Origin of the sequence: Pseudomonas azotoformans, from assembly GCF_001579805.1 — a bacterium.
Lineage (GTDB): Bacteria > Pseudomonadota > Gammaproteobacteria > Pseudomonadales > Pseudomonadaceae > Aquipseudomonas > Aquipseudomonas azotoformans_A.
The window spans coordinates 5228483-5255158 of sequence record NZ_CP014546.1 but is presented as its reverse complement, the minus strand read 5'-3'; the positions used below and the strand labels follow the sequence as shown (position 1 = coordinate 5255158).

Annotated in this window: 21 protein-coding genes and 2 pseudogenes; 4 read left to right on the top strand and 19 right to left on the bottom strand. The window is 62.2% G+C overall.

The window, feature by feature from the left end:
* Nucleotides 1–150: 150 nt before the first annotated feature.
* From AYR47_RS24025 to AYR47_RS23995, 7 genes are all read right to left on the bottom strand, one after another.
* Complete coding sequence (locus tag AYR47_RS24025; protein ID WP_061437258.1) at nt 151–1791, bottom strand: BatD family protein; 1641 nt, start codon at nt 1789–1791, stop codon at nt 151–153.
* Nucleotides 1788–3527: a tetratricopeptide repeat protein gene (locus AYR47_RS24020; protein WP_061437256.1), complete on the bottom strand. Its 1740-nt coding sequence runs from the start codon at nt 3525–3527 to the stop codon at nt 1788–1790. Before AYR47_RS24020 ends, AYR47_RS24025 begins: the two co-directional genes overlap by 4 nt.
* Nucleotides 3524–4612: a vWA domain-containing protein gene (locus AYR47_RS24015; protein WP_033902400.1), complete on the bottom strand. Its 1089-nt coding sequence runs from the start codon at nt 4610–4612 to the stop codon at nt 3524–3526. The genes AYR47_RS24020 and AYR47_RS24015 overlap by 4 nt, the downstream gene beginning before the upstream one ends.
* Nucleotides 4605–5099, bottom strand: a complete 495-nt coding sequence (locus tag AYR47_RS24010) for a DUF4381 domain-containing protein (RefSeq protein WP_028616472.1) — start codon at nt 5097–5099, stop codon at nt 4605–4607. The genes AYR47_RS24015 and AYR47_RS24010 overlap by 8 nt, the downstream gene beginning before the upstream one ends.
* Nucleotides 5096–6028: a DUF58 domain-containing protein gene (locus AYR47_RS24005; protein ID WP_033902401.1), complete on the bottom strand. Its 933-nt coding sequence runs from the start codon at nt 6026–6028 to the stop codon at nt 5096–5098. The genes AYR47_RS24010 and AYR47_RS24005 overlap by 4 nt, the downstream gene beginning before the upstream one ends.
* Nucleotides 6029–6033: 5 nt before the next feature.
* Nucleotides 6034–6993 (bottom strand): AAA family ATPase, encoded by a 960-nt coding sequence (locus tag AYR47_RS24000; protein ID WP_003174327.1) that lies wholly within the window; start codon nt 6991–6993, stop codon nt 6034–6036.
* Between the two features lie 147 nt (nt 6994–7140).
* Nucleotides 7141–7494 (bottom strand): hypothetical protein, encoded by a 354-nt coding sequence (locus tag AYR47_RS23995; RefSeq protein WP_061437254.1) that lies wholly within the window; start codon nt 7492–7494, stop codon nt 7141–7143.
* Between the two features lie 490 nt (nt 7495–7984).
* Between AYR47_RS23995 and AYR47_RS23990 the strand changes: the two are divergent.
* A pseudogene (locus AYR47_RS23990) lies at nt 7985–12854 on the top strand (NAD-glutamate dehydrogenase).
* A 55-nt stretch (nt 12855–12909) separates the two neighbouring features.
* On the opposite strand, the gene AYR47_RS23985 reads toward AYR47_RS23990, so the two are convergent.
* The 4 genes from AYR47_RS23985 to AYR47_RS23970 form a co-directional block, all read right to left on the bottom strand.
* Nucleotides 12910–13530, bottom strand: a complete 621-nt coding sequence (locus AYR47_RS23985; protein ID WP_061437253.1) for a hypothetical protein — start codon at nt 13528–13530, stop codon at nt 12910–12912.
* A 104-nt stretch (nt 13531–13634) separates the two neighbouring features.
* Nucleotides 13635–14342 carry a GntR family transcriptional regulator gene (locus AYR47_RS23980; protein WP_033902405.1) on the bottom strand — a complete coding sequence of 236 codons (708 nt, stop codon included), beginning with the start codon at nt 14340–14342 and terminating at the stop codon, nt 13635–13637.
* A gap of 18 nt (nt 14343–14360) precedes the next feature.
* Complete coding sequence (locus AYR47_RS23975) at nt 14361–15062, bottom strand: FadR/GntR family transcriptional regulator (protein WP_033902406.1); 702 nt, start codon at nt 15060–15062, stop codon at nt 14361–14363.
* Nucleotides 15063–15114: 52 nt separating this feature from the next.
* Nucleotides 15115–16440, bottom strand: coding sequence for a C4-dicarboxylate transporter DctA (locus AYR47_RS23970; RefSeq protein WP_177075616.1), 1326 nt, complete (start codon nt 16438–16440; stop codon nt 15115–15117).
* A gap of 217 nt (nt 16441–16657) precedes the next feature.
* Here AYR47_RS23970 and AYR47_RS23965 point away from each other — a divergent pair, with 217 nt between their 5' ends.
* On the top strand, nt 16658–17287 hold the full coding sequence (locus tag AYR47_RS23965; protein WP_061437251.1) for a DNA-3-methyladenine glycosylase I: 630 nt from the start codon (nt 16658–16660) through the stop codon (nt 17285–17287).
* Between the two features lie 3 nt (nt 17288–17290).
* On the opposite strand, the gene AYR47_RS23960 is transcribed toward AYR47_RS23965, so the two are convergent.
* The 3 genes from AYR47_RS23960 to pdxR all read right to left on the bottom strand — a co-directional run bounded on the left by AYR47_RS23960 (nt 17291) and on the right by pdxR (nt 19588).
* A complete protein-coding gene (locus tag AYR47_RS23960; protein WP_033902409.1) occupies nt 17291–17692 on the bottom strand; it encodes a cupin domain-containing protein in 402 nt (133 codons plus the stop codon).
* Nucleotides 17693–17788: 96 nt separating this feature from the next.
* The gene (locus AYR47_RS23955; RefSeq protein WP_061437249.1) at nt 17789–18070 is read right to left on the bottom strand and encodes a putative quinol monooxygenase; all 282 of its coding nucleotides are present in this window, start codon (nt 18068–18070) and stop codon (nt 17789–17791) included.
* Between the two features lie 84 nt (nt 18071–18154).
* Nucleotides 18155–19588: a MocR-like pyridoxine biosynthesis transcription factor PdxR gene (gene pdxR, locus AYR47_RS23950; RefSeq protein ID WP_033902411.1), complete on the bottom strand. Its 1434-nt coding sequence runs from the start codon at nt 19586–19588 to the stop codon at nt 18155–18157.
* A gap of 155 nt (nt 19589–19743) precedes the next feature.
* Between pdxR and AYR47_RS23945 the strand changes: the two are divergent.
* Nucleotides 19744–20188: pseudogene (locus tag AYR47_RS23945) on the top strand (carboxymuconolactone decarboxylase family protein).
* On the opposite strand, the gene AYR47_RS23940 reads toward AYR47_RS23945, so the two are convergent.
* From AYR47_RS23940 to AYR47_RS23920, 5 genes are all read right to left on the bottom strand, one after another.
* Nucleotides 20189–20956 (bottom strand): SDR family oxidoreductase, encoded by a 768-nt coding sequence (locus AYR47_RS23940; protein WP_016980158.1) that lies wholly within the window; start codon nt 20954–20956, stop codon nt 20189–20191.
* A gap of 9 nt (nt 20957–20965) precedes the next feature.
* Nucleotides 20966–22033, bottom strand: coding sequence for a phosphotransferase family protein (locus tag AYR47_RS23935; protein WP_033902414.1), 1068 nt, complete (start codon nt 22031–22033; stop codon nt 20966–20968).
* 129 nt (nt 22034–22162) lie between these two features.
* Entirely contained in the window at nt 22163–23116 is a 954-nt protein-coding gene (locus AYR47_RS23930; RefSeq protein ID WP_033902415.1) for a 2-hydroxyacid dehydrogenase, read from the bottom strand.
* Between the two features lie 53 nt (nt 23117–23169).
* A complete protein-coding gene (locus AYR47_RS23925; RefSeq protein ID WP_061437247.1) occupies nt 23170–23694 on the bottom strand; it encodes a cysteine hydrolase family protein in 525 nt (174 codons plus the stop codon).
* Between the two features lie 184 nt (nt 23695–23878).
* Nucleotides 23879–24472, bottom strand: coding sequence for a TetR/AcrR family transcriptional regulator (locus tag AYR47_RS23920; RefSeq protein ID WP_033902417.1), 594 nt, complete (start codon nt 24470–24472; stop codon nt 23879–23881).
* Between the two features lie 284 nt (nt 24473–24756).
* On the opposite strand from AYR47_RS23920, the gene AYR47_RS23915 reads away from it, so the two are divergent.
* Nucleotides 24757–26034 carry a serine/threonine transporter gene (locus AYR47_RS23915; RefSeq protein ID WP_033902418.1) on the top strand — a complete coding sequence of 426 codons (1278 nt, stop codon included), beginning with the start codon at nt 24757–24759 and terminating at the stop codon, nt 26032–26034.
* Nucleotides 26035–26676 lie beyond the last annotated feature (642 nt).

Sequence of the window (26676 nt, the reverse complement as noted above, 5' to 3'; positions counted from 1 at the left end):
AGGCCGTGGGATTGTCTAGGAAACTTCCTGCAAATTAAAGCGATATGGATTGCTGGCCTTTAACAATGCATGACAGTTGATCGGCTGGGCGTCCCGCTCACCACAACAAGCCCATTCACCACAAAAAACCTGCTCACCACAGCAGGCGGGTTATTTGGGATAGAGCGGCGGCAAACTGGTGGTGTCCGCCGCCGGGTCCACCTCGCGCTCAGCCATCGGGATCGCCTTCACCGCACGCCACAGGTCTTCACCCAGCCAGAAATGCCCGCTCTCGCTGTACAGCGCGCCGTTCAAGCCATCCAACGCATCCGACAGCGGCACGAACCGCGCGGCCATGTCCGCCAAGGTTTCCGGCTGTTGGCGGGCCCAGGCGTCGAGGGCCTGACGGGTGGCTTGCGGGTCGTTGGCCTGGGTGGCGCGCTTGAGGTCGTCGAGCAGCGTGCGCGGGCTCGGGCCGGTTTGCGCGGCACGTTGCACGGCCGGTTGCCGGCGGGCACGCCACCACAAGCCAAACCCCAGCAGGGTGGTGCAGGCGAGGATCAACGTGCTCAGTTGCCACAGCCACAGGCGCTCATCATCTGGCGCGGTGATGACGGTGGGCGTGGCGGGCGTGTCCACTGCCAGGCTCGGGTTGATCGCAACCTGCAGGGTGCGCGCGGGCAGGCTGGTGCGCTCAAGGTGGTCTTCGTGGGTGTTCCACCACACCACGTCCACGGCGGGCAGTTCCAGGCTGCCGGCGCGGGTGGGCACCAGGGCTTCGCGGTCTTCGCGGCTGCCGATCAGGCCACGGTCGTTGGTCTGGTTGGCGAGCACCGGTTGGTCCGGGTAGCGGCGCAGGCCATTGATCTCGGTGCTGGGCAGGGCCGGCAGTTGTGCACTGGACAGGCCCTCGGCCTTGACCGTGAGGCTGCGGGTCAGGGAGTCGCCGACCTGCACATGCTCCGGCTCCGGGTTCCAGCTTTCGCTGAGGGTGAGGCTGCGCGCTGGCAGCCACGGGGTATCAGCGGGGTACAGCGCGGGCTTGGGTTTGACCACCAGGGGCAACTCCGCCGAGCTGACGTGGATCAGCTTGCCCGGCTTGGTGCCTTGCAGGGTGTTTTCCTGGGGCGGGCGCGACTCCACCAGCGTCGCGCTGAAGGTCTGCGCCGGGATCGCCAGCGTGCCGCTGTGTTGCGGGTAGATCGCGTAGCGGGTTTCGATCACGCCGTGGCGGATGCTGTTGATGACCTTCTCGTAGGTGCGCGACTCGCCCAACTGCTCCACGCGCGCATCGGCAATCTGCAAGGGCGTGAGGCTGCTGTCGTCATACAGCGACACCGAATGGTAGACGCGCACGGTCAACAGCGCCTGGGCCTGCACGTAGACGCTGGTCTGGTCGAGGTTGGCCTCGACAAACACCGGCGCCAGCTCGGCGGCGGTGTTCTGGCTGGCGGTTTCGACCACTTGCAGGCTGATCGGCTGGGTCTTGTAGTCGCCCACCTGCAGGGGCGGGATGACCACCGTGCCGTTTTCCTTGGGCAGCAGGGTGATGATCCAGCGCGTGGTGGCGTGGTTATCGCCGCCCAGGGTGGTGAGTTGGTTGATCTGGCGCGTGCCGCTGACTTCGAACTGCGCATCCAGCGGCGTCAGGTCTGGCTTGCCGAACTGCGTGACATCGCTGGATTCCACCGTCAGTTCCACCGTTTCCCCGGAGTTGACGCGGCTGCGGTCGACGCTGGCGGACAGGTTCGCCGCCTGGGCGTGGCCTGCCGAAAGGGCGAGCAGGAGCAGTAGGGTGGTGCGGCGGCTCATCGAGTCTTGTCCTGATGTTGTTGCTGTTCGTACCAGAATTTGCGGCGCAGCAGTTCGCCGGGGTTGTCCGGGATCTCCTGCAGCCATTGCTCCAGGGCCTGGCGGTGCTCACCGTCGAGGCTGGCGTCATTGGGGCGCAGCGGCGGGGTGGTGGTTTGTTCGTCGCCCAGTTCGCTGCCCGGCACTTCGTTACCCGTGGTTTGCGGCGTGTTGCCGGGTTGGGTGTCGTCAGTCCCGGCTTCGCCCTGGCCCTGGGAAGACGGCTCGCCGCCCGTGGCGTTTTGCCCGCTGGCGCCCGGTTGCGCAGTTTGGCCGGGTTGGGTGGTTTCGTCATCCTCGTTTTTTGCAGGTTCGGCGGGTTCCGGTTCGGCCTGCTCCTGCATCAGTGCCTCCACCAGCGCCTTGTTTTTCAGGGCTGGTTGCAGGTCGGGCTGGGCTTCGAGGGCCTGTTCGTAGGCGTCAATGGCGGCTTCCAGTTCGCCGGACTTGGCCAGGGCGTTACCCCGATTGTAGTGGGAGTAGGCGTCATTGCCTTCGGCAAACAGTTTGATCGCCTCGGCATAGTTGCCGGCCTCGTAAAGCGCCACGCCTTTCCACTGCGGGTCTTCGAAGTGTTCGGCGGCTTCGGCGGGGCGCTTTTTCTTCAGCAGGTATTGGCCTTGCTGGTCGGGACGCAGCCACAAGTCTTGCAAGCCGAACGCGTAGCTGGGCTGCGGCGCACTCAACAGCAGCAGCGGCAGGCAGAACAACCAACCACGCCGTCCGGCGCAGGCGGCGAGCAGCAGCAGGGGCAGGAGCAGCCAGTAACCCTGGTCGGCCCAGGTATCGAGGTGCAGCAGTTGGCCGTCATTGCGCAAGGTTTGCGGCGGGTCGAGCACGCCGAGTTGGCGCAGGTCCTTGTCGTCCAGGCGCGCGGCACGGTAGCGGCCGCCCATTTCACTGGCGAAGGCCTTGAGTGTCGGGCTGTCGAGACGCGGTACCAGGATCGCGCCTTGTTCGTCCTTGAGGAATTCACCGCTTTCCTGGGTGACTGGCGTGCCTTCGCGGCTGCCGATGCCAAGGATCGACAAGGTGGGCGATTGTGCGTTTTGCAGCAGCAGGCGAATGCCCTGGCGTTCCTGTTTGGACAGCGACGAACCGATCAGCAGCAAGCGACCCTGGCCGAGGCCACCTTGCTTGAGCAGGCCGAGGGCTTTCTCGACGGCCAGGTCGGCGCGATGGCCGGGCTCAGGCATGATCGACGGGCGCAAGGCTTCCAGCAAGTTGCGGCTGGTGGCCAGGTCGTCCGACAGCGGCACCAACGTGTGGGCGCTACCGGCATACACGACGATGGCGGTTTGCGCATCGGTACGTGCCTGCAACAAGTCGTACAGCTTGCGCCGTGCCTGTTCCAGGCGGTTGGGCGGGCTGTCGGTGGCGAGCATTTCCGGGGTCAGTTCCAGCAGCACCACCAACGGGTCGGAAGGCTTCTGGCTGGACTGCTCCACACGCTGCCAGCTCGGGCCGAGCAACGCCAATACGGCTAACAGCCAGGCAATGCCCAGTACCACCCAGGGCGATTTGCTCTCGCGGCCGTTGCCACCACTGAGCAACACCGCGTGGAAGGCCGGCGGCAGGATCATCTGCCAGCGCCCGGCGCGCTTTTGCCGGTGCCACAGGTGGCACAGCAACCAGCCGAGTAACGGCAGCAGCAACAACCACCATGGACGAAACCAATGCGGCCACAGGTCGATCATCGACGCCTCCGCAAACGCAGGCGTTTGAGGCGCTGGCGCCACTCAGGGTGTTGTTGCAGGAAAATCCCCTTGCTCGACAGTTTGTTGAACAGCCGTTGCAACGCGTTGTTCGGCCAGCGCTCCTGAATCACCAGCAACATACTCAGCACCAAGGCCAGGGCCAGTGGCGCGCTGTACAACGCCAGGGCCGGGCGCGCTTGGGTGGGTTGCTGTTCGACGGGCTCGAGTTTGTCGAGGGTCGCTTTGATCGCTTGCAACTCTTCACCATCGCGGGCACGGAAGTACTGGCCGCCGGTGGCTTCGGCGATGGCCTTGAGTGCCGGTTCGTCCAAGTCCAGGCTCGGGTTGACGCCCAGGATGCCCAGGGAACCGGTTTGTTCCGGGTCGGCACCGATGCCGATCGGGTAGATCTTCACGCCTTCTTCCGCCGCCAGGCGCGCGGCGGTCAGCGGGTCGATCTGCCCGGCATTGTTGGCACCGTCAGTGACCAGGATCAGCACGCGGCTCTGCGCCGGGCGCTGGCGCAGGCGTTTGAGGGCCAGGCCGATGGCGTCACCAATCGCGGTGTTCTTGCCGGCGATGCCGATGCGCGCTTCGTCCAGCCAGGCGCGCACGGTGCGGCGATCAAAAGTCAGTGGCGCCTGCAGGTAGGCCTGGCTGCCGAACAGGATCAGGCCGACGCGGTCGCCTTCACGCTCCTCAAGGAAATCGCCAAGCAGGTGCTTGACCAGGCTCAAACGACTTACGTCGTCGTCCTGCCAATGCATATCGGGGAAATCCATGGAGCCAGACACGTCCACCGCCACCAGCAGATCGCGGCCACTGGCGGCAATCGGTAACGGTTCGCCGAGCCATTCCGGGCGCGCGGCGGCGGTGAGCAGCAGCAACCACAGCACCACGAACGGCGCTTGCTGGCGCCAGCCGGGCAGGTTGACGCGGGCGCGGCGACGGGCCAGGCCTTCAAGGTCGCTGAGGTAGCTGACCTTCAAGGCGGGCTCACCGCTGTCGGCGGCCGGCAGCACAAGGCGCATCAACCACGGCAAGGGCAACAGGGCGAAGATCCACGGCCAGGCGAACTCAAACATGTTTGCGAATCCAGGTGTCGACGGCCTGGGTCAGGCCGGCGATGGCCTTGTCGTCGAGTTTGCATTCGGGTTTGTAGGCGCCTTCGACCAAGACCATCCAGCGCGTGAGGCCTGCGGCGGGGCAGCGGTTGTCGAGGAATGCCAGCCATTTGCGGCCGTTGAGGGTGTGGCTCTGGCTGTAGGGGTAGTCGTTGCGGCACAGGCGCTTGAGCAGGCCGTTGAGCTGTTGCAGCCAGGCACCGGCGGGCGCGCCATCGTAAGGCTTGGGCATGAGCGCAAGCTCTGCCAGGGCGGCGATGCGCAGCGGGTCCAAGGGTTGTTCGGCACGGGCGATGGGGCGGCGGGTCGGCAGAAAGCGACGCAGTGACCACAGGCCCCAGCCGAGCAGCGGAATCACCAGCAGCAACAGCCACCAACCCGGCGCGGGCGGCCAGAAGCCGATGGCGGGTGGGGCGATCAGCGGTTGCAGTTGGTCAAGGCTGCTCATTGTTTTTTAACCGGGCGTTGCGGGTTGAGGTATTCGCGTAGTTGCTCGACCATTTCGCTCTGGGTGCTCAAGGGCATCAGCAGTACGCGCAGTTTCTGCGCGAGCAGCTCCCAGCGCGCAAGGCGCGCTTCGGCCTGGGCCTTGTAGGCCTGGCGCAGGTCGAAATTCAGCGTGTCCAGTTCCAGCTGGGCACCGCGTTCGGCGAAACGCAGCAGCCCGGCGGCGGGCAGGGCATGGTCCAGTGGGTCGGAGATCGGTAACAGCAGCAAATCGCAATGCCGCGACAGCAAGCTCAGCTGTTGCTCGGCGCCTTCGGTCAGTGCGCGCTCATCGCAGATCACAATCACCAGGCTGCCAGGGCGCAACACTTCGCGGCCACGGCGCAGGGCCATACCAAGGGCGTCGGCTTCGGGGCGGCTTTCGGTGCTCAGGCTCTGGTTGACCCGCACCAGGCGGTTGAGCAGTTGCAGCAGGCTTTGCTTGCTGCGGCGCGGCTTGATTTCGTAGTGCTCGTTGTCGCCGAACACCAGCCCGCCCACACGGTCGTTATGCCCCAGCGCGGCCCAGCCGATCAGGCTGGCGGCTTGGGCGGCCAGCACCGACTTGAACATCTGCCCCGAGCCGAAAAACAGCCGGCAGCTTTGCTCCACCATGATGAAGATCGGCCGTTCGCGTTCTTCATGGAACAGCTTGGTGTGCGGCTCCTGAGTGCGTGCGGTGACGCGCCAGTCGATGGTGCGCACGTCGTCGCCGGCCTGGTACACGCGCACCTGGTCGAAGTCCACGCCACGCCCGCGCAGCTTGGAGTGGTGCAGGCCGATCAACGGGCTGCGCTGACTCGGCGTGGAAAACAGCTGCACTTCGCGCACGCGATGGCGCATCTCGATCAATTCGCTGAGCGTGACGCGGATCCCATCACCGGCGTTCATGGGTTTCAAGCGACGGCAACGACGTCGAGAATGCGCTGCACCACACGGTCCTGGTCAATGCCGGCGGCTTCGGCCTCGAACGACAGGATGATGCGATGGCGCAGCACGTCGAACAGCACCGCCTGGATATCTTCCGGGCTGACGAAGTCGCGACCGGCCAGCCAGGCATGGGCGCGGGCACAGCGGTCGAGGGCGATGGAGCCGCGTGGGCTGGCGCCGTAGGCGATCCACTCGGCCATTTCCGGGTCGAACTTGGCCGGGGTGCGCGTGGCCATCACCAGTTGCACCAGGTATTCCTCCACGGCGTCTGCCATGTACAGACCGAGGATTTCCTTGCGTGCGGCGAAGATCGCCTGCTGGCTGACGCGGCGCTCCGGCTTGGTTTCGCCGTTGAGCGCTTCGCCACGGGCTTGTTGCAGGATGCGCCGCTCGACGGCGGCGTCCGGGAAACCGATTTTCACATGCATCAGGAAACGGTCGAGCTGGGCCTCGGGCAGCGGGTAGGTGCCTTCCTGCTCGATGGGGTTTTGCGTGGCCATCACCAGGAACAGCGGCGACAGGTCATACGTGCTGCGCCCGACGCTGACCTGGCGCTCGGCCATGGCCTCCAGCAAGGCCGACTGCACCTTGGCCGGGGCGCGGTTGATTTCGTCCGCCAGCACCAGGTTGTGGAAGATCGGTCCTTGCTGGAACACGAAGCTGCCGGTTTCCGGGCGATAGATCTCGGTGCCGGTGATGTCGGCGGGCAACAGGTCGGGGGTGAACTGGATACGATGGAACTGCGCTTCGATGCCTTCGGCCAACTCTTTGATGGCCTTGGTCTTGGCCAGGCCCGGCGCGCCTTCCACCAGCATATGGCCGTCGGCGAGCAAGGCGATCAACAGGCGATCGATGAGTTTTTCCTGGCCGAGAATCTGCGTAGAAAGAAAGGTTCGCAGCGCAAGCAGCGCTTCACGATGTTCCATCGATGACGGTTCCTGGAGAGATGAGCCCGGTGGTCGAGAAAAAAACGCCGGGCTTGGGAGGCTTACTTTAATGCATCGAAGGGGCTGGCGACTAACGGCGTAACGGGTATTTTTGGCAATACTTGTAGGAATTTTGTGTGCGAGGCATCACGCGCGGACGTAGGTGCCAGTGCCTTTGAGGATGTTTTGCAGGGTTTCCTCGACTTCGGCCAGGTCCGACGCGCTGGTGGCGTGGGTGATCTCCAGCTGGTCCTTGCCGCCCAGTGCATCGGCATCGCCTGCGGCCAGCTCAACCAGCAGCGTCGTGGCGCCCAGGGTGACTTTCAGCCGGTCGAGGGTCGACGGCTCGTAATCCCAGGTCAGTTCCACTTCGTCTTCATCCGGGTAACGGGTCAGCATGAACATCTCGCCGTTCTTGCCGTGGCAGCACAGCATCGCCATGTTGTCTTCTTCGTCATCGCACGGGGTGACCATCAGGGCATCGGTTTTCAGCTGCAGCATGGGGAATCCTGTCTGGGGTAAGGCGTAATGCGGGCAATTGTGCCATTGCGGCGAATTTTGTGCTGCATCCTGTGTCAGACCCAGTGCATGACCTGACGGGCAATATCAGTCATTTCTGGTACTCGCAGGCGGTTCAACAGGCGGTTTTTTGCCTGGAAATAGCGGGTTGCCCAAGTCGCAACCCCACGCCTGCTTACCGATGACCGAATATGTCGCAGCGTCGCAAGCAGTGGGCTTCCCACACTCGTTAAGCTGCGCAACGGATGTGCATGAGCCAGGCGCCTGACCTGCCCGTCGTACCGTCACCCGGCAAGGTGCGCATCTTATGGAAGTTGTATGTGACCTCATTGTCTTGTCCAGCTTCACCCACCTGTCACCCTGATTCGCTAGTGTGCTTATATCAGTACCAGCGAACAGCGCTGACGGTCTCCCCGCAAGGGGATAACACGCGACGCTTCCATCAATAACAAGCCCAAGCGGAGTACCACAGATGGCGTTCTTCACCGCAGCCAGCAAGGCCGACTTCCAGCATCAACTGCAAGCGGCACTGGCGCAGCACATCAGTGAACAGGCACTGCCACAAGTGGCGCTGTTCGCTGAACAATTCTTCGGCATCATTTCCCTGGACGAACTGACCCAGCGTCGCCTTTCCGACCTGGCCGGTTGCACTCTTTCTGCCTGGCGCCTGCTTGAGCGCTTTGACCACACCCAACCGCAAGTGCGGGTCTACAACCCCGATTACGAACGTCATGGCTGGCAGTCGACCCATACCGCGGTCGAAGTGCTGCACCATGACCTGCCGTTCCTGGTGGATTCGGTGCGTACCGAGCTGAACCGTCGCGGCTACAGCATTCACACCTTGCAGACCACCGTGCTCAGCGTACGCCGTGGCGCCAAGGGCGAGCTGCTGGAGATCCTGCCAAAAGGCACCCAGGGCGAAGGCATCCTGCAAGAATCGCTGATGTACCTGGAAATCGACCGCTGCGCCAACGCCGCCGAACTGAACGTGCTGAGCAAAGAGCTGGAGCAGGTGCTGGGCGAAGTGCGCGTGGCCGTAGCCGATTTCGAACCGATGAAAGCCAAGGTCCAGGACCTGCTGGCCGGTATCGACGCCAGCCAGTTCAGCATCGACGGCGAAGAGAAAGCCGAGATCAAGAACTTCCTGGAATGGCTGGTGGGCAACCACTTCACCTTCCTCGGCTATGAAGAGTTCGTGGTACGTGACGAGGCAGACGGCGGTCATATCGAATATGACGCCGATTCGTTCCTCGGTCTGACCAAACTGCTGCGCGCTGGCCTCACCGCCGACGACCTGCGCATCGAAGACTATGCCGTAGCCTACCTGCGTGAACCGACTGTGCTGTCGTTCGCCAAGGCCGCGCATCCGAGCCGCGTGCACCGTCCGGCGTATCCGGACTATGTGTCGATCCGTGAGATCAGCGCCGACGGCAAAGTGATCAAGGAACACCGCTTCATGGGCCTGTACACCTCGTCGGTGTATGGCGAAAGCGTGCGGGTGATTCCGTATATCCGTCGCAAGGTTGCGGAAATCGAACGCCGCTCCGGCTTCCAGCCCAAGGCTCACCTGGGCAAGGAACTGGCGCAGGTGGTTGAAGTATTGCCACGCGACGACCTGTTCCAGACCCCGGTCGACGAGCTGTTCAGCACCGTGATGTCGATTGTGCAGATCCAGGAACGCAACAAGATCCGCGTGTTCCTGCGCAAAGACCCGTACGGTCGTTTCTGCTACTGCCTGGCCTACGTGCCGCGCGACATCTATTCCACCGAAGTGCGCCAGAAGATCCAGCAAGTGCTGATGGATCGCTTGAAGGCCTCGGATTGCGAATTCTGGACGTTCTTCTCCGAGTCCGTGCTGGCCCGTGTACAGCTGATCCTGCGGGTTGACCCGAAGAACCGCCTGGACATCGACCCGCTGCAACTGGAAAAAGAAGTGGTGCAGGCCTGCCGCAGCTGGCAGGACGACTACGCCAGCCTGGTCGTGGAAAGCTTCGGCGAAGCGCACGGCACCAACGTGCTGGCCGACTTCCCTAAAGGCTTCCCAGCCGGTTACCGCGAGCGTTTCGCCGCGCATTCGGCCGTGGTCGACATGCAGCACTTGCTCAGCCTGACCGAAGCCAACCCGCTGGTGATGAGCTTCTACCAGCCGCTGGGCCAGGTGTCTGGCCAGCGCGAGCTGCATTGCAAGCTCTACCACGCCGATACCCCGCTGGCGCTGTCCGACGTGCTGCCGATCCTGGAAAACCTCGGCCTGCGGGTGCTGGGCGAGTTCCCGTACCGCCTGCGTCACGCCAATGGCCGTGAGTTCTGGATCCACGATTTCGCGTTCATTGCCGCCGAAGGCGTGAACCTGGACATCCAGCAGCTCAACGACACCCTGCAGGACGCGTTTGTGCACATCGTGCATGGCGACGCCGAAAACGATGCGTTCAACCGCTTGGTACTCACCGCCGGCCTGCCATGGCGCGACGTGGCACTGCTGCGTGCCTACGCCCGTTACCTGAAGCAGATCCGTCTGGGCTTCGACCTGGGTTACATCGCCAGCACCCTGAACAACCACACCGACATCGCCCGCGAGTTGACCCGGTTGTTCAAGACCCGTTTCTACCTGGCGCGCAAGCTCACCAGCGACGACCTGGAAGACAAGCAGCTACGCCTGGAACAAGCGATTCTTTCGGCCCTGGACGACGTTCAGGTGCTCAACGAAGACCGCATCCTGCGTCGCTACCTGGACCTGATCAAGGCGACCCTGCGCACCAACTTCTACCAGACTGACGCCAACGGCCAGAACAAGTCGTACTTCAGCTTCAAGTTCAACCCGCACGCGATCCCTGAACTGCCTAAGCCGGTGCCGAAGTTTGAAATCTTCGTGTACTCGCCACGCGTCGAAGGTGTGCACCTGCGCTTTGGCAACGTCGCGCGCGGCGGCCTGCGCTGGTCCGACCGTGAAGAAGACTTCCGCACTGAAGTGCTCGGCCTGGTAAAAGCCCAGCAAGTGAAGAACTCGGTCATCGTGCCAGTGGGTGCGAAGGGCGGCTTCCTGCCGCGTCGCCTGCCACTGGGCGGCAGCCGTGACGAGATCGCGGGCCGAGGGCATCGCCTGCTACCGCATCTTCATTTCCGGCCTGTTGGACATCACCGACAACCTGAAGGACGGCGCCCTGGTACCGCCGGCCAACGTTGTGCGCCATGACAACGATGACCCGTACCTGGTGGTGGCTGCGGACAAGGGCACTGCGACCTTCTCCGACATCGCCAACGGCATCGCCATCGACTACGGCTTCTGGCTGGGTGACGCGTTCGCGTCCGGTGGTTCCGCCGGTTACGACCACAAGAAGATGGGCATCACCGCCAAGGGCGCGTGGGTCGGCGTGCAGCGTCACTTCCGTGAGCGCGGCATCAACGTGCAGGAAGACAGCATCACCGTGGTGGGCGTTGGCGATATGGCCGGTGACGTGTTCGGTAACGGCTTGTTGATGTCCGACAAGCTACAACTGGTCGCGGCCTTCAACCATCTGCATATCTTCATCGATCCAAACCCGAACCCGGCCACCAGCTTCGTCGAGCGTCAGCGCATGTTCGAGCTGCCGCGTTCGGCCTGGACCGACTACGACACCAGCATCATGTCTGAAGGCGGCGGTATCTTCTCGCGCAGCGCGAAGAGCATTGCCATCTCGCCACAGATGAAAGAGCGCTTCGACATCGCGGCCGACAAGCTGACCCCGACCGAACTGCTGAATGCCTTGCTCAAGGCGCCGGTGGACCTGTTGTGGAACGGCGGTATCGGCACCTACGTCAAGGCCAGCACCGAAAGCCATGCCGACGTGGGCGACAAGGCCAACGACGCGCTGCGCGTCAACGGCAACGAGCTGCGCTGTAAGGTAGTGGGCGAGGGCGGTAACCTCGGTATGACCCAGCTGGGTCGTGTGGAATTCGGCCTCAATGGCGGCGGTTCCAACACCGACTTCATCGACAACGCCGGTGGCGTGGACTGCTCCGACCACGAAGTGAACATCAAGATCCTGCTCAACGAAGTGGTGCAGGCCGGTGACATGACCGACAAGCAACGCAACCAGTTGCTGGCGAGCATGACCGACGAAGTCGGCAACCTGGTGTTGGGCAACAACTACAAGCAAACCCAGGCCCTGTCCCTGGCCGCGCGCCGTGCCTACGAGCGTGCCGCCGAGTACAAGCGCCTGATGAGCGACCTGGAAGGCCGTGGCAAGCTGGACCGCGCCATCGAGTACCTGCCGACCGAGGAGCAGCTCACCGAGCGCGCCGCGAATGGCAAGGGCCTGACCCGTCCGGAACTGTCGGTGCTGATCTCCTACAGCAAGATCGACCTCAAGGAAGCGCTGCTCAAGTCGCTGGTGCCGGATGACGACTACCTGACCCGTGACATGGAAACCGCGTTCCCACCGAGCCTGGTCGCCAAGTTCTCCGAGGCCATGCGTCGCCACCGCCTGAAGCGTGAGATCGTCAGCACCCAGATCGCCAACGACCTGGTCAACCACATGGGTATCACCTTCGTTCAACGACTCAAAGAGTCGACCGGCATGAGCCCGGCGAACGTGGCAGGCGCTTATGTGATCGTGCGTGACATCTTCCACCTCCCGCACTGGTTCCGCCAGATCGAAGCCCTGGACCACCAGGTTTCCGCTGACGTGCAACTGGAGTTGATGGATGAGCTGATGCGCCTGGGCCGCCGTGCTACACGCTGGTTCCTGCGCAGCCGTCGCAACGAGCAGGACGCTGGCCGTGACACCGCGCACTTCGGTCCGCACCTGGCGGCGTTGGGCCTCAAGCTCGACGAACTGCTGGAAGGCCCGACCCGCGAAGGCTGGCAGAACCGCTACGGCAAATACACCGAAGCCGGTGTGCCGGAGTTGTTGGCACGCATGGTTGCAGGCACTACTCACCTGTACACCTTGCTGCCGATCATCGAAGCCGCTGATGTGACCGGGCATGACGCCGCCGAAGTGGCCAAGGCCTACTTCGCCGTCGGCAGCGCCTTGGACTTGCCGTGGTACCTGCAGCAGATCAGCGATCTGCCGGTGGCCAACAACTGGCAGGCCCAGGCCCGTGAAGCCTTCCGCGACGACGTGGACTGGCAGCAACGCGCAATCACCATCTCCGTGCTGCAAATGGCCGACGCGCCACAAGACATGGAAGCCCGCGTGGCCCTGTGGCTTGAGCAGCACAAGGACATGGCGCAGCGTTGGGTGGCGATGATGGTGGAAATCCGTGCCGCTGTGGGGACGGACTACGCCATGTACGCGGTGGCCAACCGTGAGTTGCTGGACCTGGCATTGAGCGGTCAGTCGGTGCTGCAACCGGCTTGATTCCGCTGTAGGACAAAAAGCCCCGTATCCTGAGATACGGGGCTTTTTTTATGGCTTAAAAACTGGCGTTGCCCAGGCAGGGCTGGATAACTGTTTTCAAACCGTTGTTGTTAGCAGGCAATAAGAATGTCGCGGTCAGCGGCTTGCCACCCTCTTTGGCTGGCGCTACCGAAAGTTTTAGTGTCTGGCCGCGTGAGGCATCGTTGGCCCAGTAGGCTAATTCGTCATGGGGAACAGCAGCACTGAGCGCAAATACCGTGCCGATCTGGAACGCTCCGCCGTAAGTCCAGATGCCGTTTACCGGGTGGTCGATGGCCGTGCGTGTTGCCGTAGTGATACGCAACGGACCATCGGTGCTGGCGTCTGGACCTTCGAAAGGCGCGACGTCAAAGCCCAGTGCTGTCGGTGTGATCTGCAGTGCAAGGCTGGCGTTCGGGCTCTGTGGGGAACAGCTGATCTCAAGGCTGGCCTTGACATGGTAGTCGCCGTAAGCGCTGCCACCGAAGGTGCGGGCGGTGAGCATGGGGCTATCTGCGTAGGGCTGTTCAAGCAACCACACGGGGGCTGCCGGGGTGATGATGTAAGTCCCGGCAGTTAACGCGTCGCCGGCCCGTGCATCGACACTGAACTGTGTGACGACCAGGCCAGTGACCAGTGCGAAAGTGAGGGGGTGCATAGTGCTATTCATCCGCGTTCAAGGCTTTAGGAATGAATGCAATTCTGCGGTTCTATGACGGTCCCTGCTGTCGGTGATTTCGTAGATCAGCGTTGTAATTGTAGTCAGCCAGGGTGGGCCATTTGGCCATCGTGGCTCAGCAATTTGGCTTCCAGGTGATCCAGGTGTTGGGTCATCAGGTTCATTGCGCGGTTCACATCGCGTTGTTCGACTGCATCCACAATCGCTTCATGCTCCTGCCACGCGCAATAGGTGCACGCCTTCGCTTCGTACTGGGCGATGATCAAGGACGTTAACGGCACCAGGCTGTTGAGAAATTGCGCCAAGGGCGCGTTACGTGCCATTGCTGCCAGTTGCAGGTGGAATTCGCCGGAGAGGCGGATGGCTGGCCCGCGTTGGTCCCGTTCAATATGCTCACGCTCCCGCGCGATCAGTTCGCGCAAATGCCGGATCTGCGTCGATGTTGCCTGCGCGCAGGCCAGTTGCACCACAGTCATTTCCGTCAGGCGGCGGGCTTCCAGGATTTGGCGGGTCTGCTGTGCATCCGGCGCCGCCACCTGAGCACGCTGGTTGGGACGCAGGATGATCACTTGCTGATGGGACAGCTTTGCCAATACGCGGCGAATCACGCTGCGGCTCACCCCAAAGATCTCGCCCAGGCCTTCTTCGGTAAAGCGACTGGCCGGGGCGATCCGCTGTTCCAGGATCGCGTCGAACAGGCGTGGGTAGATGTCGTCCACCGAAGGTTTTTTACCAGCGACCAGGCGCAGGGTCGGGAGGATCGGTTCGTAGTGCAAGGCGTGGGCGGTCATGGCCTGTCTCCAAAAAAATCAGCTGCCCAGATGGTCGTCCGGGATGTTCAAGCGAATGCCCATGCGCAGGCCTTCCTGAAGGATGTGCCGGCGCATCTCGGCACTGGCCAGGGCGCTGTTCTTGTTGCGGATGGCGCGCACCACGGCGTCGTTTTCCAGCAGGCGTTCGGCCAGGTGTTCCGGCGAGTTGCGCAGTACCTGGGCGCTTTGCTTGAGGGCGTTGCTGGTCTGTTGCACCACGTTCTGGAAGATCGGGTTGGAGGTGAGGGCGAACAGTTCTTCGTGAAAGCCGATGTAGGCGTTCATCCCGGCTTCGGCGTCGCCGGCGTCGAGGGCTTCGCGCATGTCCATCAGGGTCAGGCGCAGTTGGCCGACTTCCTTGCTGCTGATGGACTGGGCCACCAGGCCGACAATGAAGGGTTCGAGGGTGTAGCGCAGTTGCAGGATGTCTTCCAGGCTGGCGTCGGCCACGGCGTCGCTGGACTGGGGTTCGCTGACGCTGGTTTCCAGCACCACCACGCCTTTGCCGGGCATAGAACGCACCAGGCCGAGGGTTTCCAGCACGATCACCGCTTCACGCAGGCTGGGGCGGCTGATGCCCATCTGTTCGGCCAGTTCGCGCTGGCCGGGGAGCATTTCACCCCGGCGCCACTGGCCACGCGCCAAGGCGGCGCGGAGTTTTTCTACCACTGAATTGACGACGGTTGAGGTGCTGATCACGTCGTACGCTCCTTAAGAATGAATGAAGGGCCGGCCACCCGGCCCCGCAAAATCAGAACTCCTGATGCGCCGGCAACACCGGTTTCTTGGCCTGGAAGGCATACCCTTGCTGGCCGTCCAGCACCTTGTTGGCGCGCTGGAGGTCGATGTCTTTTTCCCAGCGGGCGATGGCCACGGTGGCGACGCAGTTGCCGATCAGGTTAGTCAATGCGCGACCGATGCCCATGAACCAATCCACCGCCAGCACCAGCACCAGGCCCACCACCGGGATCGCCGGAATCGCGGTGAGGGTCGCCGCCAGAATCACCAGCGCCGAACCGGGAATGCCGTGGGCGCCTTTGGAGGTGATCAGCGACACCAGCAGGATAGTCAGCAGGTCGGTCATCGACAGCGGCGTGCCGGTGGCATTGGCGATAAATACGATGGCCAGGGTCAGGTAGATGGAGAACCCGTCGAGGTTGAATGAATACCCCGTCGGAATCACCAGGCCCACGGTGGAGCTGCCGATGCCAAGGTGTTCGAGTTTACGCATGATCTGTGGCAGCACGGCGTCGGAGGAGGCGGTGCCCATCACGATCAGCAGTTCTTCACGCAGGTACTTGAGCAGCGGCAGCATGCGCAGGCCCGACAGGCGCATCACCAGGCCGAGGATCAGCCCGACGAAGGCAAAGCACGTCAGGTAGAACAAACCCACCAGGCTGCCCAGGTGTTGCAGGGAATCCAGCCCGTAGGTGCTGGTGGTGAAGGCGATCGCGCCAAACACGCCGATCGGCGCCAGGCGCACGATCATGCCCATGATGCGGAAAATCACATGACTCAATTCGTTGATCAGCCGCGAGATACCTGAGGCGGCTTCGCCCACCAGGTTCAACGCACTGCCGAACAGCACCGAGAACAGCAGCACTTGCAGCACGTTGTTGTCGGCAAAGGCGCCGATCACCGAGTTGGGGATCAAGTCCATGAGGAACTGGCTGGTACCGCGGATGTGCTGGCCCTTGTCGGCCAGTTCATTGAGGCCGGCGGAAGACAACTGTTCCAGGTGGATATTAGCGCCTTGGCCGATGCCGGTGCTGAAGGCCATCACCAGGCCGATCACCAGGGCGACGGTGGTGAGCACTTCAAAGTAGATCACCGACTTGAGGCCGATACGCCCGACTTTCTTCAGGTCGCCTGCACCGGAAATGCCGCTGACCACCACGCAGAACACGATCAGGCCGATCAGCATCTTGATCAGCTTGATAAAGCCGTCACCCAGGGGTTTGAGTTGCGAGGAGAATTCGGGAAGGGCCAGGCCGCAAATGATGCCGAGCATCAGACCAATCACGACTTGCAGGAAAATCGAACGCGAGCACCATCTGAGCATGGGAGGGATCTCTATTCGGTGCCCTGGTGGTTCCAGGGCTTAATTGTTGTGGTCATACCGGTAAGTCCAGTGCGCGGCCAGTCTACGCCCGGTATTTTTGAAATCACAAGCAATTATTTGACGGTCGACAGGTCCCGGTCTGACCAGTTGGTCGGTAACGGCGATGCTTGAGCGGTTGGTGCGCGAGAATTTTTTTCGCTTATCATCCGCCGCTCGGCACATGAGGTGATGGATGGACACACCAGGACTGACCCCTGACGAAACCGGGCAGACCCACTGCACCTGGCGCACGGCTGCGCCGGAATACCTGCGTTATCACGACCAGGAGTGGGGCGTGCCGGTGGCGGATGATATCCAGCTGTACGAAAAGGTCTGCCTGGAAGGATTCCAGGCGGGCTTGGCGTGGATCACCATCCTGCGCAAGCGTGAGCAGTTTCGGGCGGCGTTCGACGGGTTTGATTTCAGAAGGGTGGCGCAGTACGGCGAGGCGGATATCGAGCGCTTGATGCAGGACCCGGGCATCGTGCGCAATCGGGCCAAGATCGTGTCCACCATCAACAACGCGCGGCGAGCCTGTGAACTGGTGGATGAGACGGGTTCGCTGGCGAGCTGGCTGTGGGCGTTTGAGCCCAGTCAAGACGAGCGCCCTGAGGTGGTAGACATGGCGTATTGGACGGGCAATCCCACATCACCGGCTTCGGTACGTTTGTCGAAAGCCTTGAAGAAACGCGGTTGGACCTATGTGGGCCCGACCACGATGTATGCGTTGATGCAGGCGATGGGGATGGTCAATGATCATTTGGAAGGCTGTGCGTGCCGGCCACAGATCGAGGACCTGCGCCGGCGGTTCCAGCGACCTTAGGGCTTACTGCTTGAGAGGCGTCAGCACTTCAGCCTTGTCATCCAGCACCATCACCACCAGCAACTTGGCCGGTTTTGTCTGGCTGGCATTGCTCGATTCAAAGTGCCGGGAGCCCGCAGGTTCGTAGAACGATTCGCCGACCTGGTAGGTTTTCGCTTTCTCATCATTCACCCGCGAGGTGATCGCGCCTTCCAGCACATAGGCCACGGCAGTACCTGTGTGGCTATGGGGCACGGTGGCCTGACCAGGGGCATAGTCCACGGTGAGCATAAGGGTTTTTTTGCCGGGTACATTGGTCAAGGCGTGTTCTTGCAAGACCTTGATCGACTCCTGGTTATAAACCGGTTCATGGGCAAAGGCGCTGAGCGAGGCGAGCATTAGGGCGGCGGCGAGCAGTGGTTTCATGGCGAAGTTTCCGAGTAGTTCGAGACCTCTTCACCCTACGCCGCAAGGCCTGGGTGACCAATGACCAATCCTGGCGAAGAGCAGGAGACCAATGCTTCAGTGGTCGAAATCCAGGCGACGGGCCAGGTGTTCACGGGTCAATTCGATAAAGCCTTGCAGGGCCGGTAATGCGAAGTGTGCGCTGAGCTGCTCGGCACAGTACCAGCGTCCCGTGACGATCCACAGGTCGGGGTCCATCGGGTCGCGCTGCACCCCGTAATCCAGGCAACCGGGGGCGGTGAGTACCGCGTCGGCTATCTGCTGCAGGCGCTCGCCCAGTTCCGCTGAGCGCCCGGCGGCCGCGCGGACAAGGACAGTGTTGAAGGCACAGGCTGGCATGGCGATGGTCTCCGAGGGCGGGGTCAGTGCACAGGCTAGAGCCTGGCGAAGCCAGGACCAATGACCAATCCGCCGGAAAATCCGCTAGCCAATCTGCTGGAGAATATCGCGCACCTTGTCCAGCGCCGGGTCGATGTCCAGGGTTTCGATAGCGCCAAAGCCGATGATCAGGCCAGGGCGTACTGGCGCATCGTGGAAGAACACATCCAGGGGGTACAAGCCCACTTCCACCCGGCGTGCCAGTTCCATCAGCAACGGGATGTTCACCGGCACCTTGCACAGCGCCGCCATATGGAACCCGGCCACGGTAGGCACCGCTTCGAACCACGGCGACAAGTCGCCTGCCAGGCGTTGCAGGATGCGTTCACGGCGCCCGGCGTAGACCGTGTGGCAGCGACGGATATGCTTGAGCAGGTAACCTTCACTGATGAACTTGGCCAAGGCCCATTGCGGCAGTGTGGAACTGTGCTGGTCGGTCAGCTGCTTGGCCTTGAGCACTGCGCCATAAATCGCCGGTGGCAGCACCGCGTAGCCCAGGCGCAGCTCCGGCAGCAAGGTTTTCGAGAAGGTGCCGACGTAGGTCACCACGCCACGGGTGTCCATGCTTTGCAGGGAGTCGGTGGGCCGCCCTTCGTAGCGGAACTCGCTGTCGTAGTCGTCCTCGATGATGATTGCGCCCAGCTCGAACGCCCGTGCCAGCAAGGCTTCACGGCGTGGCAGGCTCATGGGCATGCCGAGCGGGAACTGGTGCGAGGGCGTCACGTAGATCAGTCGTGTGCCGTCGGGAATCCGCTCGACCTGAATGCCCTGTTCATCCACCGGCACGCTGGCGACGCTGGCACCCATCGCCATGAACATCTGGCGTGCGGGGCTGTAGCCGGGGTCTTCCATGGCGACGATGCTGCCCGGCTCCAGCACGACGCGGGCGATCAGGTCCAGTGCCTGCTGGGCGCCGTTGGTGACTACGATGTCGCTGTCACGGCAGTTGACCCCGCGTGAGAACGCGATATGCCCGGCGATAGCGCTGCGCAGCGCCGGCAAGCCTTCGGGCTGGCTGTAGAAACCACTGTTCTGAGCGATGCGCCGCAACGCGTCCTGGGTACAGCGCCGCCATTCATCCTGGGGGAACTGGTTGCGGCTGGTGGCGCCGCCGATAAATTCATAGCGCAGTGTGCTATCGCGGGTGGGGTGGCGCATGGGCGAGGGCAGTGACTGCCACTTCGCCAGGTTGGCGGCGCAGGCCAGGTCGGTGGCGCTTTGCAGGCGTTCGCTCTGCGCTGCTCGGGCGTTGACGAAGGTGCCGCGACCGGTCTTGCCGATCAGCAATCCCTCGTAGGTCAGGGTGGCGTAGGTGTCCGACACGGTCTTGCGCGACACGCCCAATTGCTCGGCGAGCAAGCGGCTGGGCGGCAGCTGCGCACCGGCGGCCAGGCGCCCGGAGCCAATGGCTTCACGCAACTGTTGGTACAACTGTTCGGCCAGATCCTTGCGGCCGTTGATCACAACGTGCAGTTCCATGTGTTATTCCGGGCATTGACGTTGCGCCAAGCGTACGCGCGTACGCGGTAGGCTCAAAATGGTCTCTGCATAAACCGGCCGATTGGCTATAGGGCTTATGCCGTGTGGGTTCTAGGCTGGACAGTCATTGCACCCACCGCCAGAGAGCCGCCCCCATGGAACCCCGCCTGGATTACTACACCGCCTCACCGCAGGCGCTCAAAGGCATGCTGATGCTGGAGGCGACGACCTTTGGCTTGTCCATCGAAAAGCCTTTGCTGGAACTGATCAAGATCCGTGTCTCGCAGCTCAACCACTGTGGTTTCTGTACGGACATGCACTCGATGGCGGCGCGTCAGCGCGGCGAGACCGAGCGACGTTTGTTCGCGTTGTGCGTCTGGCGCGATTCGCCGTTCTTCACAGCGCGGGAAAAGGCCGCGTTGGGCCTGGAGTGAGTCCGTCGCGACACTGCCGACCTCGACGGTATCGGATGAACTGTTCGCCGCCGTGCGGCTGGAATTCAGCGAGCAGGAACTGGTGGACCTGACCATGGCGGTGTCCGGCATCAGTGGCTGGAACCGCCTGGCGGTGAGTTTTCGGCAGCAGCCGCCGAATGCTTGATCAGGACAGGAAACCACCATCCACATTCAGCGACACGCCGGTGGTGTAGCTGGATGCATCGCTGGCCAGGAACAGCACCGCGCCAGCCATTTCGCTCGGGTCGGCCACGCGCTTGAGGGGGATCTGCGCCAGGGCCATTTTCAGGATCGCGTCGTTCTTCACCAGCGCCGAAGCGAACTTGGTGTCGGTCAGGCCCGGCAGCAGGGCGTTGCAGCGAATGCCAAACGCTGCGCATTCCTTGGCGAACACCTTGGTCATGTTGATCACAGCGGCCTTGGTCACCGAGTAGATGCCCTGGAACACACCGGGGGAAATCCCGTTGATCGACGCGACGTTGATGATGCTGCCGCCGCCGTTATCGCGCATCAGCTTGCCGGCTTCCACGGACATGAAGAAGTAGCCCCGGATGTTCACGTCAACGGTCTTCTGGAACGCACCGAGATCGGTGTCCAGCACGTTGCAGAACTGCGGGTTGGTGGCGGCGTTGTTGACCAGAATATCCAGGCGCCCGAACTGTTCGCGGATACCGGCGAACACTTGGGTGATCTGTTCCATTTCACCGATATGGCAGGCCACGGCCGTGGCCTTGCCGCCGTCGGCGATGATCGCGTCGGCCACGTGCTGGCAGCCTTCGAGCTTGCGGCTGGAGACAATCACGTGGGCGCCTTGCTGGGCGAGCAACTTGGCGATGGCCTCGCCGATGCCACGGCTGGCGCCGGAAACGAATGCGATCTTGCCGTCGAGGTCGAACAGGTGGGTCTTGGACATAGCGGTTCCTTAAAGGGACGATTTGCTGATGACGTTCAGGCTCATCTGCTCCAGCAGCTTGTTCATGTGAATGAACTGCGCAAAGCGTTTGTCCTGGGTCTGGCCATGGAAGAAGCGGTAGTAGATCTGCTGCACGATGCCGGCGAGGCGGAACAGGCCGTAGGTGTAGTAGAAGTCGAAGTTGTCGATCTGGATGCCCGAGCGCTCGGCGTAGTAGTCGACGAATTCACGGCGGGTGAGCATGCCCGACGCGTTGCTCGGCTGGCGGCGCATCAGTTGCACCGGCGCCGGGTCGGCCGCTTCGATCCAGTAGGCGAGGGTGTTGCCCAGGTCCATCAACGGGTCGCCGAGGGTGGTCAGCTCCCAGTCCAGCACGCCGATGATCTGCATCGGGTTGTGCGGGTCGAGGATCACGTTATCGAAGCGGTAGTCGTTGTGCACGATGCTTGATGTCGGGTGGTCGGCCGGCATTTTGTCGTTGAGCCAGGCGCGTACCGCTTCCCAGCGCGGCGCGTCGGGGGTCAGGGCTTTCTCGTAGCGATCGCTCCAGCCACGGATCTGGCGCTCTACATAGCCTTCCGGCTTGCCCAGGTCGGCCAGGCCGCAGGCGTTGTAGTCCACCTGGTGCAGTTCGACGAACTTGTCGATGAAGCTTTTGCACAGCGCTTCGGTCTTGGCCGCGTCCAGGCCCAGCTCAGGCGGCAGGTCGGAGCGCAGGATGATGCCGTTGACCCGCTCCATCACATAGAACTCGGCGCCGATCACCGATTCGTCTGTGCAATGCACATAGGCCTTGGGGCAATAGGGGAAGCCATCTTTGAGCTGGTTGAGAATGCGGTATTCGCGGCCCATGTCGTGGGCGGACTTGGCCTTGTGGCCAAAGGGCGGGCGGCGCAGCACGAATTCCTGGCCAGGGTATTCCAGCAGGTAGGTCAGGTTGGACGCGCCACCGGGAAACTGGCTGATCGTGGGCGTGCCGCTCAGGCCGGGGATATGGGCCTTGAGGTAGGGATCGATCAGGCTGGCATCAAGTTCTTCGCCTGGGCGAATCTGGGTCGATTGGTCGTTCAGCGCCATGCTTATCCCTTCTGCTTATTCTAAAGGCCTTGGACTATTTCCTAATCTAATGCGCACAACCGCCCAGCGACAAGGTCGGGGCGGCTTAATAGGTTAGCGTGTTGGACGATGATCAGCGTGCCTGATCGGTCATTGAGTGGGCGGGGGCAGGGCAACCGGCGTGAGCACCGGACGGCCGGCGAAGTATTCCACCAGGTTATCGGCCACGCGCTGCACGGTGTCATGGGCCGCTTCGGGCGACAGGCCGGCCACATGGGAGGTGAGCACGGTATTGCTGAGCTTCTTGAGGGCGTCAGGCACTTGGGGTTCGTCGTCGAATACATCCAGTGCGGCGCCGCCGATGCGGCGTTGCTCCAGGGCCGCGACCAGGTCGGCGGTGACCACCACGCTGCCACGCCCAATGTTGACCAGGTAGCCATTCGGGCCCAGGGCATCCAGGGCGTGGCGATCGATCAGGTGGCGGGTGCTGGCACCGCCGGGGGTGGCGAGGATCAGAAAGTCCGAGGTGCGCGCCAGTTCCACCGCAGTGGCGCAGTAGGTGTAGTCCACGTCATCGCGTGGTTGGCGGTTGTGGTAACTCACCTCCATGCCGAAGCCCAGGGCTGCACGCTTGGCGATTTCCAGGCCAACAGCACCGAGCCCGAGGATGCCCAACTGCTTACCGCCCAGGGACGGGCGCATCACTTTCGGCCATTCGCTGCGGCGCACGGCGGCGTCGGTCTGCGGGATGCCGCGCACCAGCGACAGCAGCAATGCCATGGCGTGATCGGCCACCGATGGCGCGTTCACCCCGGCGCCATTGGTCACGACGATCCCGCGATTGCTGGCGGCTTGCAGGTCTACATGCTCGTAGCCGGCACCGATCACACAGATGATTTCCAGCAGCGGCAGGGCGGCGATTTCCTCGGCGTACAAGCCCAGCGGGCCACGGGTCAACACGGCCCTGATCTGGCTGCCGTGGGCCTTGATGGCTTCGGCGCGTTCGGCGGGTGTCGGTGCCAGGATCACATGAAAGTCATTGCCCTCGATGATGGGCAGGTATTCGTTGATGGTTTCAACCAGGACCAAAACAGTAGCGGTCATCGGAAGGCTCTTCCTGAAGGGTTTGAGGGGAGGAGTATGCCGTATTTGTGCGATCAGAAGCTTATCTCGACCGCACGTGCACGCTTTACAAACGCCCCGGCCAGGGTCGCATTGTGATGCTCGATAATCGCTTCGGCCTTGAGTGCCGGTGTGTCCATGCAGGTGTGGCCGTCTTCTGGCAGCACCACGGAAAACCCCAATTCCACGGCTACCCGGCAAGTGGTGTCGAGGCAGAACTGGGTTTTCATCCCCACGATCACCAGTTCATTGACCTGGGCCGCTCTCAGTTGCGCTTCTAGATTTGTGCCCAGGAAGCAGCTGGGGCGGGTCTTGTTGAACAGGTGATCGCGGGACTCATCCACCTCAAGCTCATGCCACAACTGCCAGAGCGGGCTGCCGGCTTCTATCGGTGAACCTGCCGGCCCGGTGTGGCGCGCCACGAAGATCGGGGCGCCAGCCAGGCGTGCACGCTGAATCAGCCGGTTAATGGTGGCGAGCACACGTTCACGTTCGAAGGGCTTTTCCGGGCCATCGTATAAGCCGGTTTGCATGTCGATGATCAGCAGGGCGTCAGCCATGGTGTTGCTCCTTGTGATTGCCGAACGGGCGGAGCAATAAAAAGGCCCCGTCCATTGCTGGCGGGGCCTTGGGTTGAATCTGTGAAGTGTCTAGCTCAAGCACTCACAGCCACCGCACGACCCGCCGGAAGCGGTCGTGGTGGTGGTGCGGGTGAGGGAGCGCTGGAAAATATTCATGGCCTGATCATGCTGGGACGGAGGAAGGGCTGTCAACGGCCAGTAGGGCATTTCGTGCAGCAGCCAGGAATTCATCCGACAGGTGATTGCCACGTGTCGCACGCGCGAGGGTCACTGCGCCGATCATCATTGCGTACTTGGCCAGCATTGCCTGGCGATCTCCATCCTGTAGCTGCGCAAAGACCTCCAGGGACTTCTCGACCCCCTCAATAAAGGTGTGTTGCAAGGCAGTGTCGGCGGGCTCATGGCACATGTCCGGGGCGAAGGCCGACACGGGGCAGCCGTCTCCAGGGTTGTCGCGATGGGTGGCTGTTAGATAAGGCCCCATCACGGCCTCGCGGGCAGTCTGCTGATCTTCACTGCGATCGATCTTTGCCTGCCAGCCCAGGTTCGCTTGCTCGAAGGCCTGCTGGCAGGCTTCGGTGGCCAGCGCTTCCTTGGAGGCGAAGTGCCCGTAGAAACCGCCGTGGGTCAGGCCAGCGGCGGCCATGACGTCCGATAGGCTGATACCGTGCAAGCCGCGCTCGCGAAACAGGTGCGTGGCCGCCTCGACGATGATTTCGCGATTGAGTTCGGCTTGTTTGCGGGAAACGCGCGGCATGGCAGGGCTCTCTGGATAAACGGCGGATGCTGGATGAAAACTACAGGATCAAGCGCGATTCTAAAATAGATTTGTGCGGGAATGTATATTCCGCATTCAGCCGCACGCCCCGAAAACCGCCGTATACAGGTGCCCCTGCGGGCCTGCACCGCACCACCGTTCCTCAGCTAAGTCTTTGCTTATTCACAAGAATCCCGGACAATCCGGCCCCTTCTATGGTCGGGGCGCTGCCTGTCAGGTTTTTCTGACTCGTCCCGGCCGTGTAAATGCGGAGATCCGACCGGATGAATGATCAGGCCAATAGCGTCGACGAACGCTATGCAACGACACCTGCAACCCTCACAAGCTGGAGCCGCCAGGACACCACCTGGATGCTTGGCCTGTTCGGCACCGCCATTGGCGCCGGTACGCTGTTCTTGCCGATCAACGCGGGCCTGGGCGGCTTCTGGCCACTGGTGATCCTTGCGCTACTGGCGTTCCCGATGACCTTCTTCGCCCACCGTGGCCTGACCCGTTTCGTGCTGTCCGGCCGTGAAGGTTCCGATATCACCGACGTGGTCGAAGAACACTTCGGCATTAAAGCCGGTGCGCTGATCACCTTGCTGTACTTCTTCGCAATCTTCCCGATCCTGCTGATCTACAGCGTGGCGTTGACCAACACGGTCGGCAGCTTCATGGAGCACCAACTGCACATCATGCCGCCACCACGCGCGCTGCTGTCGTTCGTGCTGATCCTCGGCCTGCTGGCCGTGGTGCGTTGCGGTGAGCAGGTGATCGTCAAGGCGATGAGCCTGATGGTGTATCCGTTTATCGTCGCCTTGCTGTTCCTGGCGGTGTACCTGATCCCGCACTGGAACGGCGGCATCCTCAGCACCGCCAGCGTGGTGCCTGCGCCGTCTGCGCTGCTCAACACTTTGTGGCTGGCGATTCCGGTGATGGTGTTCTCGTTCAACCATTCGCCGATCATCTCGGCCTTTGCGGTGGACCAGAAGCGCCAGTACGGCGTCCACGCGGATGAGCGCAGCTCGCAGATCCTGTCGCGCGCACATCTGCTGATGGTGGTGATGGTGCTGTTCTTCGTGTTCAGCTGCGTGCTGACCCTGTCGCCGGCGCAGCTTGCCGAGGCGAAGGCACAGAACTTGTCGATCCTGTCGTACCTGGCAAACCACTTCAATAATCCGACCATCGAGTTTGCGGCACCGTTGATCGCGTTTGTGGCGATTGCCAAGTCGTTCCTGGGGCACTACATCGGTGCCAGTGAAGGCCTCAAGGGCCTGGTGCTGAAGACCGGTCGTCGTCCTGAGGCCAAGCGTCTGGACCGGATGACGGCGGCGTTCATGTTGGTGGTGTGCTGGATCGTTGCGACGTTGAACCCAAGCATTCTCGGGATGATTGAGGCGCTCGGCGGTCCGATCATTGCTTCGATCCTGTTTCTGATGCCGATGTATGCCATCCGCAAGGTGCCGGCCATGGCCAAGTACCGTGGGCAGGCGTCCAATGTGTTTGTCACGGCGGTGGGGTTGGTGGCGATTACTGCGGTGGTTTATTCGTTTTTTGCTTGAGGCTGAGCGAGGTCTGTTGGTTTACATATCCGTTGCTGCGGTAACGGCTGGTATTGGTTCCGCCCTTACGGCGGGTCACTTTGCAAAAGCGGCAAAGTAACCAAAACGCTCTTGCCCCAACACTCGGCACCTCGCTTAGGCTCGGTGTGCCCTCACTCCGGCTTGAATCCGTGGGCCGCCGCGATGGGCCATCCTTGGCCCAGCGCGGCTAACCCGGCGTCCTGCCGGGTTACCCACGGATTCAAGCCTGCGTTCGGCCAGCGTGTTTAACGGGGCGCCTCAGATCAAGATCAAGAGCGACTCGCTTCGCATCGTAGATACGCTTTTCGTTTTCTGTAGGAGCTGGCTTGCCGGCGAAAAACGTGAGGACGCCGCGTTTTGTCTGGTTACCCGCGTCATCGTTGAAGACCATCGCCTGCAAGAACTAGGCGTCCCCCCAGCTCCTACAGGACCGCGTTGGCTGTTGCCTTTGCTTCACACCACTCAAGCCGGCTGTCAGGCCGCTGTGCTCTTGCTTTTGATTTTGATCTTAGGCGCCCCGTCAAACACGCTGGCCGGAATTCGGCAGGGATTTGGGGGGTAAACCGGCAGGGATGCCGGTTTAGCCGCCCCGCGCCATGGATGGCGCGTGGCGGCGGCCCC